The organism is Rubrivirga aquatilis (assembly GCF_046845665.1).
In the GTDB taxonomy this organism is placed as follows: domain Bacteria; phylum Bacteroidota; class Rhodothermia; order Rhodothermales; family Rubricoccaceae; genus Rubrivirga.
In genome coordinates this window covers 775,215-789,907 of record NZ_CP177355.1, presented here as the reverse complement: position 1 = coordinate 789,907, position 14,693 = coordinate 775,215, and the positions used below count along the sequence as shown (strand labels likewise).

At 72.1% G+C, this 14,693-nt stretch carries 11 protein-coding genes; 2 read left to right on the top strand and 9 right to left on the bottom strand.

The annotated features are described in order from the left end of the window. Positions 1-98: 98 nt before the first annotated feature. From purL to ACLII4_RS03380, 5 genes are all read right to left on the bottom strand, one after another. Positions 99-2,456, bottom strand: a complete 2,358-nt coding sequence (gene purL / locus ACLII4_RS03400) for a phosphoribosylformylglycinamidine synthase subunit PurL (RefSeq protein ID WP_412069493.1) — start codon at positions 2,454-2,456, stop codon at positions 99-101. Between the two features lie 108 nt (positions 2,457-2,564). Next, on the bottom strand, positions 2,565-3,260 hold the full coding sequence (locus ACLII4_RS03395; protein ID WP_412069492.1) for a hypothetical protein: 696 nt from the start codon (positions 3,258-3,260) through the stop codon (positions 2,565-2,567). A gap of 50 nt (positions 3,261-3,310) precedes the next feature. Further along, positions 3,311-4,162, bottom strand: coding sequence for a DUF5777 family beta-barrel protein (locus ACLII4_RS03390; RefSeq protein WP_412069491.1), 852 nt, complete (start codon positions 4,160-4,162; stop codon positions 3,311-3,313). Then, positions 4,159-4,707 (bottom strand): YceI family protein, encoded by a 549-nt coding sequence (locus tag ACLII4_RS03385; RefSeq protein ID WP_412069490.1) that lies wholly within the window; start codon positions 4,705-4,707, stop codon positions 4,159-4,161. The genes ACLII4_RS03390 and ACLII4_RS03385 overlap by 4 nt, the downstream gene beginning before the upstream one ends. After that, a complete protein-coding gene (locus tag ACLII4_RS03380) occupies positions 4,700-5,161 on the bottom strand; it encodes a hypothetical protein (RefSeq protein WP_412069489.1) in 462 nt (153 codons plus the stop codon). Before ACLII4_RS03380 ends, ACLII4_RS03385 begins: the two co-directional genes overlap by 8 nt. 208 nt (positions 5,162-5,369) lie before the next feature. Here ACLII4_RS03380 and ACLII4_RS03375 point away from each other — a divergent pair, with 208 nt between their 5' ends. Further along, the gene (locus tag ACLII4_RS03375; RefSeq protein ID WP_412069488.1) at positions 5,370-5,795 is read left to right on the top strand and encodes a hypothetical protein; all 426 of its coding nucleotides are present in this window, start codon (positions 5,370-5,372) and stop codon (positions 5,793-5,795) included. Between the two features lie 134 nt (positions 5,796-5,929). Here ACLII4_RS03375 and ACLII4_RS03370 read toward each other — a convergent pair whose 3' ends face one another. Together ACLII4_RS03370 and ACLII4_RS03365 are read right to left on the bottom strand one after the other, a co-directional pair. Beyond that, a complete protein-coding gene (locus tag ACLII4_RS03370; RefSeq protein ID WP_412069487.1) occupies positions 5,930-7,678 on the bottom strand; it encodes a T9SS type A sorting domain-containing protein in 1,749 nt (582 codons plus the stop codon). 53 nt (positions 7,679-7,731) lie between these two features. Next, positions 7,732-10,827 (bottom strand): TonB-dependent receptor domain-containing protein, encoded by a 3,096-nt coding sequence (locus ACLII4_RS03365; protein ID WP_412069486.1) that lies wholly within the window; start codon positions 10,825-10,827, stop codon positions 7,732-7,734. A gap of 249 nt (positions 10,828-11,076) precedes the next feature. Between ACLII4_RS03365 and ACLII4_RS03360 the strand changes: the two genes are divergently transcribed. Further along, positions 11,077-12,363, top strand: a complete 1,287-nt coding sequence (locus ACLII4_RS03360; protein WP_412069485.1) for an MFS transporter — start codon at positions 11,077-11,079, stop codon at positions 12,361-12,363. A 118-nt stretch (positions 12,364-12,481) separates the two neighbouring features. On the opposite strand, the gene ACLII4_RS03355 is transcribed toward ACLII4_RS03360, so the two are convergent. Both ACLII4_RS03355 and rho read right to left on the bottom strand, forming a co-directional pair. Beyond that, the gene (locus tag ACLII4_RS03355) at positions 12,482-13,165 is read right to left on the bottom strand and encodes a TIGR01548 family HAD-type hydrolase (RefSeq protein ID WP_412069484.1); all 684 of its coding nucleotides are present in this window, start codon (positions 13,163-13,165) and stop codon (positions 12,482-12,484) included. 66 nt (positions 13,166-13,231) lie between these two features. After that, the gene (gene rho, locus ACLII4_RS03350) at positions 13,232-14,665 is read right to left on the bottom strand and encodes a transcription termination factor Rho (protein WP_412069483.1); all 1,434 of its coding nucleotides are present in this window, start codon (positions 14,663-14,665) and stop codon (positions 13,232-13,234) included. Between the last annotated feature and the right edge of the window lie 28 nt (positions 14,666-14,693).

Below are 14,693 nucleotides of genomic sequence, written 5' to 3'. Positions count from 1 at the left end.
GGGCTCGCGCCAGTTGCGCTCGCCAGCCCCACCTCAGTGTGCCGCGCGGACGGAGGGTCTGAGGGGTGCGGCCGGCCCCGGTCGCGCCAGCCTAGGCGTCACGCGGCGGCGACGGGCTCGCCCATGGCGTCGGGGATGGCCGAGTCGTAGGGACGCTTCAGGTCGGCGACGGCCTTGTCGATCACGGTCGTGCCGCCGACGGCGATCGCCAGCTTCTCGAGCCCGACCGTGCCGATCACCGTTGTACGGGCGCCGTGCTGGGCGGCGAGCGCCTCGACCTCGGCGATCCGTTCATAGGCGACGCTGAGGACGACGCGGCTCTGGGCCTCGCCGAACAGGACGGCGTCCAAGCGGGCGTCGGTGGCCGGGAGGGAGATCGAGGCGCCGAACCCGCCGTGCAGGCAGCTCTCGGCGAGCGCGACGGCCAGCCCGCCGTCGGCGCAGTCGTGGGCGCTCTTGGCCAAGCCAGCGCGGATGGCCGCGAGGACCGTTGCGTGGACCGTCTTCTCCTCGTCGAGGTCGAGGTGCGGGGCGTCGCCGGCGGTCCGGTCGTGCCGCGTGTGGAGGTACTCGCTGGCCTCGATGCCACCGGTGTGCCACCAGCCGGCGGGCGAAACGAGCAAGATGGCGTCGCCGGGAGCGCGGAAGGCGACGGTCGTGGTGTCGCGGTCGACGTCCTCGACGAGCCCCACCATGCCGATCGTCGGGGTCGGGAAGATGGCGCCGTCGGGGTTCTCGTTGTAGAAGCTGACGTTCCCGCCGGTGACGGGCGTGCCGAGCGCGCGGCAGGCGTCGCCCATCCCGCCGACGGCCTCGGTGAACTGCCAGTAGACCTCGGGCTTGTAGGGGTTGCCGAAGTTGAGGCAATTGGTCACCCCGAGCGGCTCGCCGCCGGCGCAGACCACGTTGCGGGCGGCCTCGGCGACGGCGATCTGGGCGCCGCGCCGGGGGTTGAGGTAGACGTAGCGGCCGTTGCAGTCGGTGGACATCGCGAGCCCGCGCTCGCTGGTGCCGGGCGAGACGGGCCCCTTGACACCAGCAGGCCGGGCCGGGATCGGCTCGGGCGACCGCGTCGCCGTGCCCTTGAGGCGGACGACGGCAGCGTCGGTCGGGCCCGGCCCGGCGACGGTGTTGGTGCGGACCTCGGTGTCGTACTGCTCGAACACCCAGCGCTTGCTCGCGATGTTGGGCGCACCCATCAACGCAACGAGCGACTCGCCAGCCGTGTCGGCAGTCAGGTCCGGGATGGCGTCGAGGTCGGCGCCGAGGGTGTCGTCGAGGTACGTCGGGCGGGAGGTCTCGCGGTAGTAGACGGGCGCGCCGCCGCCGAGGACGAGCGACTCGGCGGGGATGTTCATCACCAGGTCGCCGTGCCAGTACACGCGGACGTGCTCGGTGTCGGTGACGACGCCGATCTGAACGGCGTGCAGGTCCCACTTGTCGAAGACGGCCTCGATCTCATGCTCGCGCCCCTTCTCGACGACGACCAACATCCGCTCCTGGCTTTCGCTCAAGAGCAGTTCGTAGGGCGTCATGCCCGTCTCGCGCTGGGGCGTCTTGTCGAGCTGGATGTCCATGCCGACGCCGCCCTTCTCGCTCATCTCCGACGACGAACACGAGATGCCGGCCGCGCCCATGTCCTGCATCCCGACGACGGCGCCGGTTTTAATGGCTTCGAGTGTGGCCTCCAAGAGCAGCTTCTCCGTGAACGGGTCGCCGACCTGGACGTTGGGGCGGTTGGCCTCGGAGTCCTCGGAGATCTCGACCGAGGCGAACGTCGCTCCGTGGATGCCGTCGCGGCCGGTCGCCGAGCCGACGATATAGACGGGGTTGCCGATGCCTTGGGCGGTCGCGCTCACCGTCTCGCCGACCTTGACGATGCCGACCGACATGGCGTTGACGAGCGGGTTGCCCTCGTAGGCCGGGTCGAAGACGACCTCGCCGCCGACCGTCGGGACGCCGAAGGAGTTGCCGTAGCCGCCGATGCCGCGCACGACGCCGTCGAACAGGAAGCGGACGCGAGGGTTGCTGAGGGAGCCGAACCGCAAGCTGTTGAGGCTGGCGATGGGTCGGGCGCCCATCGTAAAGATGTCCCGCTGGATACCGCCGACGCCGGTCGCCGCGCCTTGCACGGGCTCAACGGCGCTCGGGTGGTTGTGGCTCTCGATCTTGAAGGCGCACGCGAGCCCCCCCCCGATGTCGACCAAGCCGGCGTTCTCGTCGCCAGCCGCCGCGAGCAGCTTGTCGCCGTCGCGGGGCAGCGTCTTCAGGAGCGCGATGGAGTTTTTGTACGAGCAGTGCTCGGACCACATGACCGAGTAGACGCCGAGTTCGGTATAGGTCGGCGTGCGGCCCAGGACCTTTTGGATAACGGCGTACTCATCGTCGGTGAGGCCGTGCTCGCGGGCGAGGTCGGGGGTGACCTCGGGGTCGTGGGGCTGCGGCTGGGGCGTCATCTCGGAGGCGTCGGGAGGCGAGACGGAAAGGTACCGGTGCGCGAGGCGGGTACGGCCTGCCTCGGGCCCCACGTCGCCCCCGGCTTCGGCTCGTCCATCGCGGGCCGTCTACCGGAGGACCGTCACGCGGCGCTCGGCCACCCACGCCCCCGACGAGGCGCGGACGATGTAGACCCCGGCCGCGAGGGCGGCGGCGTCTAGCGCGAACGGGTGCTCGAGCCCCCCGGTGAGCGGGCCGTCGTGGAGGACGGCCACGCGACGCCCGTCGGCGGCGAACACCTCCAGCGTCGCCGAGGCCGTCTTGGCGACGGTGAGGCGGAGGCTCACGGGCGACCGGCCGGGGTTGGCCGCGGCGAGATCGAGGGCGAAGCCGACCACGCCGTCGTCGACGGCCGTAGCGGAGACGATGGCGATCCGCCAGCCCATCCGGTCGTGGACGCCGCACTGGTACCAGAGCTCGTCCGGAGCGCTCGTCGGCACCGTGAACGTCAGCGTGCTGGTGCCCGAGGCGAAGTTGCCGGTCACGCCGTCCGCCCACGCGCCGTCGCCGCCGCCCGCCGGGCTCGTGCTGATGTAGAACGGATGGGACGAAGGCGTCCCGTCCATCTGGAAGGTGTAGGTCTGTCCCCGAACGAGCGTCAGGGCCGCGCCCTGGACCCCGCCGATGGCGAACCCCTCGGCGTGCCCTTGCCCGACGTAGGGGTGTGCTGCCGTCTTCGGACCGACGGTCACCGTGAACGAGGTCTGGGCCACGGCCGGAAGGCCGAGGGCGAGGGCGGCGAGAAGAGCGAGGAGGCGTCGCATGGCAGTGGGGGAGGAAGGGAGTACGTGGTCTGCACACCCCGACGGAGTGGTCATCGCCCGAAGACGCGGTTCACGGTGAAGCCCAGCCGGACATCCCCGTCGAGCGCGCGGTCGACAGTCTGGCCGATCGTGTGCTGCGTGGTGGCCCAGGGGGAGGCCGTGACGAAGAGCTGGAAGACGTGGCCGCCGGTGTCGAGGGCCACGCCCACGCCCAGCGCGTTGGTGGTCCCGTCGGAGCGGGCACTCAGCACCGGGACGTACTCAGCCAAGAGCGCGCTCCCTCGGCTCAGACGGAGCTGCGCGCCCAGTGCGACGGCCACGAGCGTGTTCTCGGGTGTCTCGACGGTCCCGTCGACGACCTGCTCGTACACGGTATTGAAGTGGGCCACCGTCGGGGCCACCTGGATGCTGAGGGCGTCGCCAAACCGCCGGGCGACGAGCACGGACCCCGCGTAGCTCAGCCCGGCCACCAGGTCGCGCCCGTCGGGCTCGGTGGCGAGGGCGGCGTTGCCGGCGAAGACCACCGACACCGGGACCGTCCCGCGCTCGGTCTGGCGCAGCACGGCCCCCTTGACCCGGGCATCGATCAGCTTGTCGAACCGCGTCCGCCCGACGCCCACCGTCAGCCAGTCGGTCAGGCCGGCATCGAGCCCGAACCGGATGTTGGCCGGTCCGTCGAGCCCGAACAGGCCGCCGGCCCCCTGCGAGACGGGCGCGAAGGCGTGAAAGATGGTGACGTTGAGGTTGCGCGCCGGCAGCATCGTCACCGACGGGGTCGTGATCACGCTCGGTGCCCAGAACACCTCGGCCGGTCGGTCCGCGGCCACCCGCACGCGGGCGGGCTGGCCTGCGGCGGGCACCGCCAACGCGGCGGCCAGGGCGAGGGCGACGAGACGAGTCATCGGGGGCGGAGGAGCACGTCGATGGCGACGGCCTGGACGGGGTCCACCTTGATCATCAGGAGACGGGGTGGGGTGATGCGGTGGTCGTCCAACCGGACCTCCCACTCGGCCCGGACGCGGAGGCCGCGGTCGGTCCGCTCGATGGTGCCCACCGCCACCATCGGCCGGGCCACCCCGTGGAGGGTAAACGTGCCCTCGACCCGGGCGGACTGGGCCCCTCGCCGTCCGAGGTCGAGGGGAGTCATGAGGCGGCCGGTGAACTCGGCGAACGGGAAGCGATCGGTCTCGAGCGTCTCCCGCATGTCCCGGTCGCGCCGGCCGATGCCCGTCTCGAGCGTCTCGAGGTCCACGTAGAAGTCGACCGCTCGCGTCGCCGTGTCGATCTCGCCCGTGAGGTGGCCCGAGGTGCCGGTGAACGAGTGGAGCGGCACGCGAGACGTGAACGTGACTGTCCCCCGGTCGGCGGCGAAGGTCTGAGCGGCGGCGGGGCCGACCACCAGTGCGAGGGAGAAGAGGGCGAGGGCTCGCATGGGATAGCTAGTCATCGAGCGCGCCGGCATCGATCCAGGCGCGCACCTGCCCGATCTCGGCCGCAGAGAGGGGGCTCCCCTGGGGCATCCGGGACCCGAACCGGGGGGCCGCCTCGATCTTGTCGACGAGCGGGCTCCCCGCGGCGTCGCCCGGGCGGACCACCCGCTCTCCGTACTGAACGCCGATGCTGGCCCGCACGCTCGCGTACGTCGACAGGTCGACCCCGCTGGTCGTCCCGCCAACGTGGCACCCGCCGCCACACCGACGGGCGAAGAGCGGCTGGATGTCCGCGGAGAACTGCGCAGTGGCCCCTGGCGGCCCCGCCGCATCTTCCGGCCCCACGACGGTGCTCTCGCACGCCCCCAGCCCGACGGCCAGGCTGAGGGCTCCCAGGAGCCAGCCAGGCGTCCGACGGCGACGGGGCGCGCCTCGCCCCGTCGCGGGTGCCCGAGCAGAAGGAGAGTCCATCGTGAACGAGGCGCCGTGAGAAAGCACGGTACGACAAGTACTTATGCCGAAGAAGGGGGTTCGCGGGCCCCGGACCGGTTCGTCTCTCGCTCGCCGAGGGCCGTGGCAGGATCCGGTCCGAGCGGGGACACCTGACGGACGACGCCAGCAGGTCGCCTTACACCTGCACGGGAACGACCGATACCGAGGGGAGACCTCCGACTCTCGCATGCGCCTCGCCCTGCTCGCCGCCTTCCTTCTCGCCTCCGGATGCCACGACTTCACGGAGACGTACACGCACAAGCCCGGCGAGTTCGACCCGGACTCGATGCCGGGGATCGAGCGGCTCCGAGCGGACGCGGCGGCGGGCGACCCCGATGCTCAATTCCGATTGGCGTTCTACGAGCACCCCATGACGGGCGACCCGGCCGGAGCGATCCCGACGTTGCGGCGGCTGGCGGCCGACGGTCACCCTGGGGCCACGAGCGCGATGGCGGCGGCGTACCGCGATGGGCAGGGCGTCGCCCAGGACGATGCGCAAGCGGCGCTGTGGCTGGAGCGGGCGGCGGCGCTCGGCGACGAGGACGCGGCGCGAGACCTCGCGGCGTACCGAGCGCACGTCGAGGCGAGCGGCACCGAGACGGCGGCGCCGTAGCGAGGCAGAGCGTCGACGTCGACGCTCCAACAAAGCGAGCGCCGGACCCCTCCCACAGGGGTCCGGCGCTCTAGCTCAGACGCGGGCCGTGACGGGCGCCGCGACCGAGATTCGTGGCCTCAACGCCGGTGGGACTACCGGACAACGCTGACGGTACGCGTGACGGCGACCGTCTCGCCGTCGAGGCGGAGGACGTAGGCGCCCGGGGCGAGCCCGGCGGTCGGCAGGGCGGCCGTCGCCTCGCCGGCGGCGAAGGCGCCCTCGGCGACGACGGCGACCTGGCGGCCGAGCGCGTCGTAGAGCGCGAGGCGGACGGTCTGGGCGCGGTCGAGCGCGAACCGGGCGGTGCCGGCGCCACGGACCGGGTTCGGGAAGGCGTCGAGGCCGATCCGGTCGCCGGCGGGGCCGCGCTCGGCCGGGGTGGCCTGGCCCGAGAGGACGCCCGTCTGGCTCAGCGCGGTCCAGCCGCCGAGCCACGTCGGGTTCGAGTTGTCGGTGGCCGACGTGGTCGGCTCGAAGGCGCCGAGGTAGGCGACGGGGGTAAAGAAGCCGTCCCCGGCGAGGGCGTTGGCGGCGAACTGGGCGCCGGAGGCCGCGGGGCCGGCCGTGAGGGGGCGCGGGTCGAAGTTGCTCCCGGAGGCGCGGCCGATGGACGCGATCTGCGGGTCGGCGAACGTGTTGGCGCTGCCGAAGAGCGTCTCGATCTCCGATTGACGCGCGGCCGAGTTGTCGGAGTCGTTGTCGACGAGGTCGGCGGCGGAGGCGCCGGCGCCGAAGCCGAAGAAGAGGTTGTTGCGGATGACGAGGTCGTCGCCCTCGGCGTTCTGGCCGAACCGGTTCTCGGTGTCCTCGCCCGAGGAGAGCGCCTCGATGTTGAGGGCCGAGCCCGGGTAGTCGGTGAAGATCGAGTTGTAGATGGCGCCGCCCGTGTTGTCGCGGAGCTGGAGGGCGGCCGAGTTGCTGTCCTCGCCGAGCTGGTTGCCGTCGGCGCCGATACCGGCCCCGATGCAGGTGATGTTCGAGTAGATCGGGCGCGAGTACGGGGTCGCGTCCTCGCCGCCGAGGCTGGAGACGCCGCCGTCGTTCTCCAGGCAGCGGCCGGCGTCGTTGCCAGGGTTGTTGATCGAGAGGCCGAACTGGAACTTGCCCCGGAAGCCGCGATCGGTGTCGAAGGTGTCGTCGCCGTTGAAGGCGCCAACGAGGTACGTCGCCTGGGCCGTGCCGCCGAAGAACTCGAAGGCGTCGTCCGAGTTGGCGTAGACCTCGACGTATTCGATGGTGGTGCCGCGGCCGACGGCCCCGAAGGTCATGCCGTTGATCTCGGAGTCCTGCTCGAAGCCGAAGCCGCCGTGGCGGACGGAGACGTAGCGGAGCGTGCCCGAGTCGTCGTCGTCGTCGCACACGACCGTCGTGCCGTCGCAGCCGAAGCGCGTGTCGTCGGAGGCCGGGATGCCCTCGACGTTGTTGATGCCGGGCGTCGAGTTGGTGGTCGCGCGGCCCAGGACGATGAGGCCGCCCCACAGCGAGCGGTCGTCGGGCCCGAGGTCCGTCGGGTCCGAGACGTCGTCGGCCTCGGCGGTCAGGATGATGGGGGCGTCGGCGCGGCCGTCCGCTTCGATGGTGCCGTCGACCATGACGACGAGGCCGGAGGCGAGGTCGCCGGTGGCGGTGCTCGGCACCTCGGCGCCCTTGACGATGGTGCCGGCCTGGATGGTGAGCGTGGCGCCCGGGCGGACATAGATGAGGCCGTCAAGGAGGTAGACCTGGCTGGCCAACCACGTCGTGTTGGACGTGATGTCGGCGGAGACCGTGACGGTCGGGACCTGGGCCAGCGCCGGGCCTGTGAGGAGCAGGGCGAGGGCGAGCGTAGCGAAGCGGGACATGAGCGGGGGGAAGGGAAGGGAGAGCGCGGCCGGGGCGCCCCGGCCGCCGAGCGCTAGTCGTCGGTGACCGCGGACGCCAGCGGCGTGTTGGGCGACGGGATCGAGGCCGGCGCGCCCACCGAGGCCGAGGGGTTGACCGTGATGCCGATCGAGAACGTGGTGCCTCGGACGTACTCCGAGAACGGCGCGACCTCGGCGAGCCCGAGGTCGGCCACGTCGTAGGTCTCGCGGTAGTTGGAGTGGAGGAGGTTCTTGGCCGAGCCCTTGATGGCGAAGAGGCCGCCGAACACCTGCTGCGAGACCGTCAGGTCGAGCTGCGGCGACGGCTGCTCGTAGACGTCCGGGAGCGGGTTGCCGACGCGCGCGAGCCGCCGGCCCGAGACGTTGAAGAACACGCCGGCCGAGGTGCCGCGCACCGGGTCGTCGTAGCTCAGATTCGCGTTGAGGAGGTAGGGGCTCTGGCCCTGGAGGTCGCGCGTGTCGGCGGCGTCCGGGTCGAGCTGGCGCCGGGCGGCGAGCTCGCGCTCGGTGATCGAGATGCTGGACTGCGTGACCGAGAGGTTGGCCCCGAGCGAGAGCCGCTCGCCGAGCACGCCCGGGAGCCCGAAGGTGCCGAGCTGCTGGCGGACCTCGACCTCCGCGCCCAGCACGTCCGCGACGTCGACGTTGGCGTACGAGGTGGCCCCGTTCTCCGGGTCGGTGATGATCCGCTCGATCGGGTCGTTGAGCCGCTTGTAGTAACCGCTGACCGCCAGGATCTGGCCGGGCTTGTTGAACCACTCCCAGCGGAGGTCGAGGTTCGTGATGAGCGTCCGGCGCAGGGCCGGGTTGCCCTGGAGCGCGCCGTCCGACGTGAAGTCGTAGGTCGTGACCGGGGCGATCTCGCGGAAGGTGGGGCGGGCCAGGGTGCGGGTCGCCGCGGCCCGGAGGTTCATGGTCTCCGAGAGCCCGTAGACCAGGCTCACCGACGGGAGGAGGTCGTTGTACTGGCGGTCGCTACCCAGGAACGCCGTGCCGCCGACGGTCACGACGGAGTCGGCCGGCGTGTCATCGGTGGCGAGGGCCTGCGAGGCGACGAACAGGCTCGAGGTCTCGAAGCGGGCCCCGGCGATGACGCGGAGCGGGCCGACGCCGACCTCGGCCATGCCGTAGGCCGCGGCGACGCGGTTGGTCCCCTCGTACTGGTTCTGGTCGCGCGTGGCGTCGACGAGGAAGTGGCCGAACTCGTACTGGATGATCTCGCCGGCCGCGTTCGTCCGCGTCCCGACGATTCCCGTGTTCTCGGGCGAGAGGTACTCGGCGAGCGCGGCGCCGCTGGTGCCGGTGAGCTCGACCGAGCGGTCGAGCTCGTAGAAGAAGAACCGCTCGCCGTAGGCGCGGTCGGTCCGCTCGGCCAGGCCGCCCACCTTGATCTCGCCCCGGTTGCCGAAGGCGTGGATCGGCAGGGCGACATCGAGGCCGCCCGAGGCGAGCGTCTCGTCGAGGTCGCGGAAGTAGCGCTGCGGGCCGGGCGGCGTGCCGACCAGCGAGTACGACGTGAACCGGTTGCCGTCGTCGTCCTCCCGCTCCAGCGAGCGGATGGCGGCCTGCCGGAGGTCGGGCTGCTCCAGCCGGGTGCTGGCCAGGCTGCCGCGCCAGTCGACCTCAAGGTTCCGGACGTCCCGCACGACGTGCTCGCCCCGGAGCTGGCCCGAGAGCAGCGTCCGCTCGGTGTAGCCGGCCACGATGTCGGTCACCGGCGTCCCCTCGCCGAGCACGTTGTCGACGCCCGCCAGCGTCCGGGCCTCGCTCTCGGCGACGTGGCTGACGAGCGTGTTGAGGTTGAACTCGTTGGTGTCGCCGAGCCGGAAGGCGAGGTTGGCCAGCCCGCCGACCTGCGACGACTGCGTCGCGCGGCGGTCGGACCGGAACTGCGTCGTGTCGACGGCCACCCGGCCCGTCGCCGCGTCGCGGCCCGTCAGGTCGATCCGGGCGAGCGTGCCGAGGTCGTAGGCGCTGATGCCCTGGTCGGCCGTGAGCCCGACGATGAAGCCGAGCGCGTTGCGGCCCATCGGGACGCGGTCGCCGATGGACACCGAGACGCTCCCGACGGCCGGGACCGTGCCCTCGGTCGGGGCCACGCTCGGGGCGAGCGAGTTGGAGAGCTCGTCGAGGAACTGGGCCGCCAGGGCGTCCTGCCGCACCAGCGGGCCCGTGCCGGGGCCGTTCGGCCCGTCGAGCCGCGTGGTCGGCCGCACGAACGCCGTGCGCGGCGTGTTCTGGAGGAGGCCCGGGACGCCCAGGCCGCCGGCCCCGAACCGGAACGCGCTCGCGCCCTGGACCGGGTCCAGCAACACGGACTCGCCGGGCGCCACCGCCGTCGAGAAGCCGGTCGAGACCGAGATCGAGGAGCTGAACTCGTCGGGGAACGAACGCGTGGAGATGTCGACCAGGCCCCCGGAGAAGTTGCCCGGCTTGTCCGGCGTGAAGGTCTTCAGCGTGACGATGTTCTCGAGGAAGCCCGCCGGGAACAGGTCGAACTGGACCGCCCGGCGGTCCGGGTCGGCCGTCGGGAGGACGGCCCCGTTCAGCTGGGTGTTGGCGTAGCGGTCGCCGAGCCCGCGGACGAACACGAAGCGCCCGCCCTGGACGCTGGCGCCGGTCACGCGCTCCATGGCGTCGCCCGCGTCGGACGCGCCGCTCTGTGAGATGGCTTCGGCCGAGATCGCATCCGACACCTGGGCGGCCCGGGCGCGCACGCGCAGTAGCCCGGCCTCGGAGTTGGTGGCGAGGATCTCCTCGGCCTCGACGACGACCTCCGCCAGCTCGGCGCCCGGCGCCAGCGTGACGTTGAGCGTCACGGTCTGGCCGGCGGCGACGGTCACGTTCTCGACCAGCTGGCTCGCGTAGCCGGTGAACGAGTACCGGACCGAGTACGTCCCGGCAGGCACGTTCCGGACCTCGTAGCGCCCGTCGATGTCGGCCGCGTCGCCGGTCCCGAGTTCGACCACGTAGACACTGGCGCTGGGGAGGCCGCCGCCGAACTCGCCGTCGACGACGGTGCCGGCGAGGGCGCCCGTCTGGGCGACGGCCGCGAGCGGCGCGAGCAGGACCGCCAGCAGGCCGGCGGAGCGGAGGGCCCGCGACGTGCGGGGGGTCGGGAGCGACATGGACGGGCGGGTGTGGGAGAGGGCGACGGCGAGGTGGAGAGCGCCCCGTGTCCGTCGCCGGCCACACTACCGGCCCAGGGTTACGGCGCGTTTACCGGGGGATGACCGCAGCGTTACGCCCGCCCACATCCGACGAAGCGAGTGTGAACACGGCCGCATCCGACCCGCCGCCCGTGAGCCCCGTCGGTCTGGCCTGGCCCTCGAACGGGCGGGATCGGCACGGCACGGACTGGCGCCGGTGTCGTACCGTTGGGCACGTTCCCTGTCGCAACACCCATCGACCGCTCCTTCCAATCCACCGCGACGCTGTTCGCCCTGTGGCTGCTGGTCTTCACGGCCGCCAGCCAGACCATCATCATCACGCCGATCCTGCCGCTGATCGGCGAGGCGCTCGGGGCGGACGCGGGGGCGCTGGGGCTGCTGGTGTCGGTGTACTCGTGGGTGCTCGCGTTCGCGGCGCTCGTGATGGGGCCGATCTCGGACCGCATCGGGCGGCGCCGCGTGCTGCTGATCGGGTCCGGCTCGCTGGCGGTCGCGCTCGCGCTGCACGGCTTCGCCGACACGTTCGGGTCGCTGCTGGCGATGCGCGTGCTGGCGGGCGCCGGCGGCGGCGTGCTGTCGGGCGCGGCGGTGAGCTACGTCGGCGACGCGTTCCCGTACGAGAAGCGCGGGTGGGCGACCGGGTGGGTGATGAGCGGCGTCCCGTTCGGGCTCGTCATCGGGATCCCGCTCGGCCGCGCGCTCGCCGTCGCCGCCGGCTTTCGAGCGCCGTTCGTCGTGTTCGCGGGCGTGATGGCGGTCGCCTTCGCGCTGATCCTACTGATCGTCCCCCAGCCCAACGTCCAACTCTCCGAGACGCGGCCGACCGTCGGCGGCGCGCTCCGGCTCTACCGCCAGCTGCTCGCCGAGGGCGGCACGGCGGCGGCGGCGGCCACCTACTTCCTGATGTACCTCGGGCTGGGGCTGCTCATCGTCTACCTCCCGCAGTGGCTGACGAACCAGTTCGCGCTCGAGGTCACCGTCTTCGGGCGGCCGCTGGAAGTCTTCGGTCTGCCTCTCGACTTGATCGCGACGCTCTTCCTGGCGGGTGGCCTCGTGAGCGTGATCGTGAGCCCGCGCGCCGGGACGCTGTCGGACTCGGTCGGCCGCAAGCCGATGATCCTGGCCTCGTGCGCCGGGCTGGCGGTCGTCACGGCCGCGCTGACGTACGTGGTGACCGAGCGGTGGCTGGCGTACGTGCTCTACGTGGCCATCATGGCCCTCTTCTCGCTGCGCATGGCCCCGCTCCAGGCGCTGCTGACGGCGCTCGTGCCGAGCAGCCAGCGCGGCGCGTTCCTGTCGCTGACCATCGCCGTCGGGCAGATCGGGACCGGCGTCGGCGCGGCCATCGGCGGCGTCCTGTACGCCGACTTCGGCTACGCGTCGAACACGTGGGCCTCAGCGGCGGCCATCGTCGCAATGGCGGTGCTGGTGTGGGCCTGGCTCCCGGAGCCGGACGGCGAGATGGTGGAGCAGACGGTCGTCGTCGACGGGTAGCCGAGAGCGCAGGGGCCCTCGGTTCGGCGGCGCCAGAGGAACGCAAGACTGCAGGAACGCACGTGAGCGACCGCAGGGCACGGGGTGTCGCGCCCTCCACCAAGGGCCAAGTCGGACGTTACGCGCCCGAGAACAGGGCCGGGAGCGCGTCGGGCGTCGACACCACCACATCCGCGCCCGCCTGCATCAGCGTCCGGCCATGCGCGTCGAGGTCGAGGCCCGGGGGGACGACGCCGACGGCGCGGCAGCCCGCCGCAATCGCCGCCGTCATGTCGTCGACGGTGTCGCCCGCATAGGCGGCATCCTCGGGGGCGACGCCGATCGCGTCGAGCGCCATCGCCAGCCCGTAGGGGTCGGGCTTCTCGCGCCCCGCCTGCTGGCCCATCCCGACGACGACCGGCACCAGGTCGCCCCATCCAAATCGGTCGAGCGTCCACTGCGCGTCCTCCTCGGGGCGGCCCGTGACGAGCGCCAGCTTGAAACGCTCCGCCAGTTCCTCCAGCGTCTCCGTGCGGATCGCCGCGGGCTCCGTCGTGATGAGCCCGTCGAAGGCGTCGCCTCGGTAGAGGTGGTTGAAGCGGGTCTTGATGGCGTCGAACGACGCGTCGCCGCCAGCCTCGCGGACGAACGCCTCGCTCAGCACCCAGTCGTTGTTGAACCCACCCGCGTCCTTCTTGGCCTGGATCTGCTCGGGCGTCGGGCCCTCGCCGACAAAGTGGGCGACGGTCTCGGTGATGGCGCGACGGAACGATCCGCGGACGTCGACGAGGACGCCGTCCATGTCGAGGAGGAGAGCTTTCAAGAGGGCATGTGGCAAGAGGAACGAGGCGAAGGGCAGAAACTACGGGCGTGCTGAGGGCCCCTTGCCCTACGCCTCCTCCCCCGTGCCCTCCAGGAACGCCTCGTTGCTGGCGGAACCGCGCAGGCCGTCCAGCAAGGCCGCCAGCGCCTCGGGCGGGGCGAGGCGGGCGTACCGCTGGCGGGCGGCGCGCAAGCGGGGGAGGTCGTCGGGGCCGACCAGGATCTCCTCGCGCCGCGTTCCGCTCTCGGCCACGTCCACGGCCGGGAAGAGGCCCAGGTCGGCAAGGTCGCGGCGGAGCACCAGTTCCATGTTGCCCGTGCCGTGGACGCCCTCGTAGACGGCGTCGTCGAGGTCGGCGCCGGTGCCAGTGAGGACGGTCGCGATGACGGTGAGCGAGCCGCCCTCCTCGACGGCGCGGGCGGCGCCGAAGAGCCGCTTGGGTCCGCGGAGCGCGGCGCTCGGGCCGGTACGCGCTGGGGCGCCATCGGGCGTGGGCGCCTCGGCGTGCGCGCGCGCCAGGCTGGTCAGCGAGTCGAGAAGGATGACCACGTCCTGCCCGGCTTCGACCAGGCGCTTGGCCTTTTCCAGCACCAGATCCGCAACGTGGACCTGGCGCTCGGGCGCCTCGTCGAAGGTGGAGGCGATGATCTCGGCGCCGGGGACCGTGCGCTGGAAGTCGATCACGTCCTCGGGCCGCCCGTCGAGCAGGATCACGAGGACGGTCGCGTCCGGGGCATTCGCGACGGCGCCGGCCGCGAGCGCCTGCAGGAGAACGGTCCGGCCCGAGCGCGGCGGGGCCACCACGAGCCCGCGCTGCCCCTTCCCGATGGGCGCCACGATGTCGACGACGCGCGTCGCCAGCACGTCGGCAGTCGTCTCCAGGCGCAGAAGCTGGTCGGGGTAGGCGGGCGTCAGGAAGTCGTAGCCCGTCCGGTCATCGACCTCGTCCGGCGAGCGGCCGTTGACAGAGTGGACGCGGATGAGGGCGAAAAACCGCTCGCCCTCTTTCGGCGGCCGCACCTGCCCGTCGACGGTGTCACCGACGCGCAACGAGAACCGCTTGATCTGGCTCGGCGAGACGTAGATGTCGTCGGGCGAGGGGAGGTAGCCGTACTCGACTGATCGCAAGAAGCCGTAGCCGTCGGGCAGGATCTCCAGGATGCCGACCTTGCGGATGAGCCCGTCGAGCGAGATGGCGTAGGGGTCGAACCCCTGCATGTAATCCGGCCAATGGTCCGCGATGGGCTGGCGGGTGCGGGGCGACCGGCGGCGCGTGGGGCGGCTCGGCTCATCGCGCCGCGTCGGGCGCCGGGCAGCCGGGCGGTCGTCGGCGGTGGCCGACGGCGAGGCCGGGGCGCTGGCGTCGGCGTCGGCCTGAGCGCCCAAGATCTCGTAGATCAGGTCGCGGCGGCGGAGGCCGGCGTAGCCGTCGATGCCGAGGCCACGGGCGATCTCGTGGAGTTCGGAGACCTTCTTCTGCTCGAGGGCCGAGATGTTCATGGAGAGGAGGGCCGCCCGGCCCTGGCAG

Excerpts from the sequence above, each read along its gene's own strand:
- ACLII4_RS03395 (WP_412069492.1), bottom strand. The coding sequence starts at position 3,260 with ATGCGACGCCTCCTCGCTCTTCTCGCCGCCCTCGCCCTCGGCCTTCCG.
- ACLII4_RS03385 (WP_412069490.1), bottom strand. The coding sequence starts at position 4,707 with ATGACTAGCTATCCCATGCGAGCCCTCGCCCTCTTCTCCCTCGCACTG.
- ACLII4_RS03365 (WP_412069486.1), bottom strand. The coding sequence starts at position 10,827 with ATGTCGCTCCCGACCCCCCGCACGTCGCGGGCCCTCCGCTCCGCCGGC.
- rho (WP_412069483.1), bottom strand. The coding sequence starts at position 14,665 with ATGAACATCTCGGCCCTCGAGCAGAAGAAGGTCTCCGAACTCCACGAG.
- ACLII4_RS03370 (WP_412069487.1), bottom strand. The coding sequence starts at position 7,678 with ATGTCCCGCTTCGCTACGCTCGCCCTCGCCCTGCTCCTCACAGGCCCG.
- ACLII4_RS03390 (WP_412069491.1), bottom strand. The coding sequence starts at position 4,162 with ATGACTCGTCTCGTCGCCCTCGCCCTGGCCGCCGCGTTGGCGGTGCCC.
- ACLII4_RS03380 (WP_412069489.1), bottom strand. The coding sequence starts at position 5,161 with ATGGACTCTCCTTCTGCTCGGGCACCCGCGACGGGGCGAGGCGCGCCC.
- ACLII4_RS03375 (WP_412069488.1), top strand. The coding sequence starts at position 5,370 with ATGCGCCTCGCCCTGCTCGCCGCCTTCCTTCTCGCCTCCGGATGCCAC.
- purL (WP_412069493.1), bottom strand. The coding sequence starts at position 2,456 with ATGACGCCCCAGCCGCAGCCCCACGACCCCGAGGTCACCCCCGACCTC.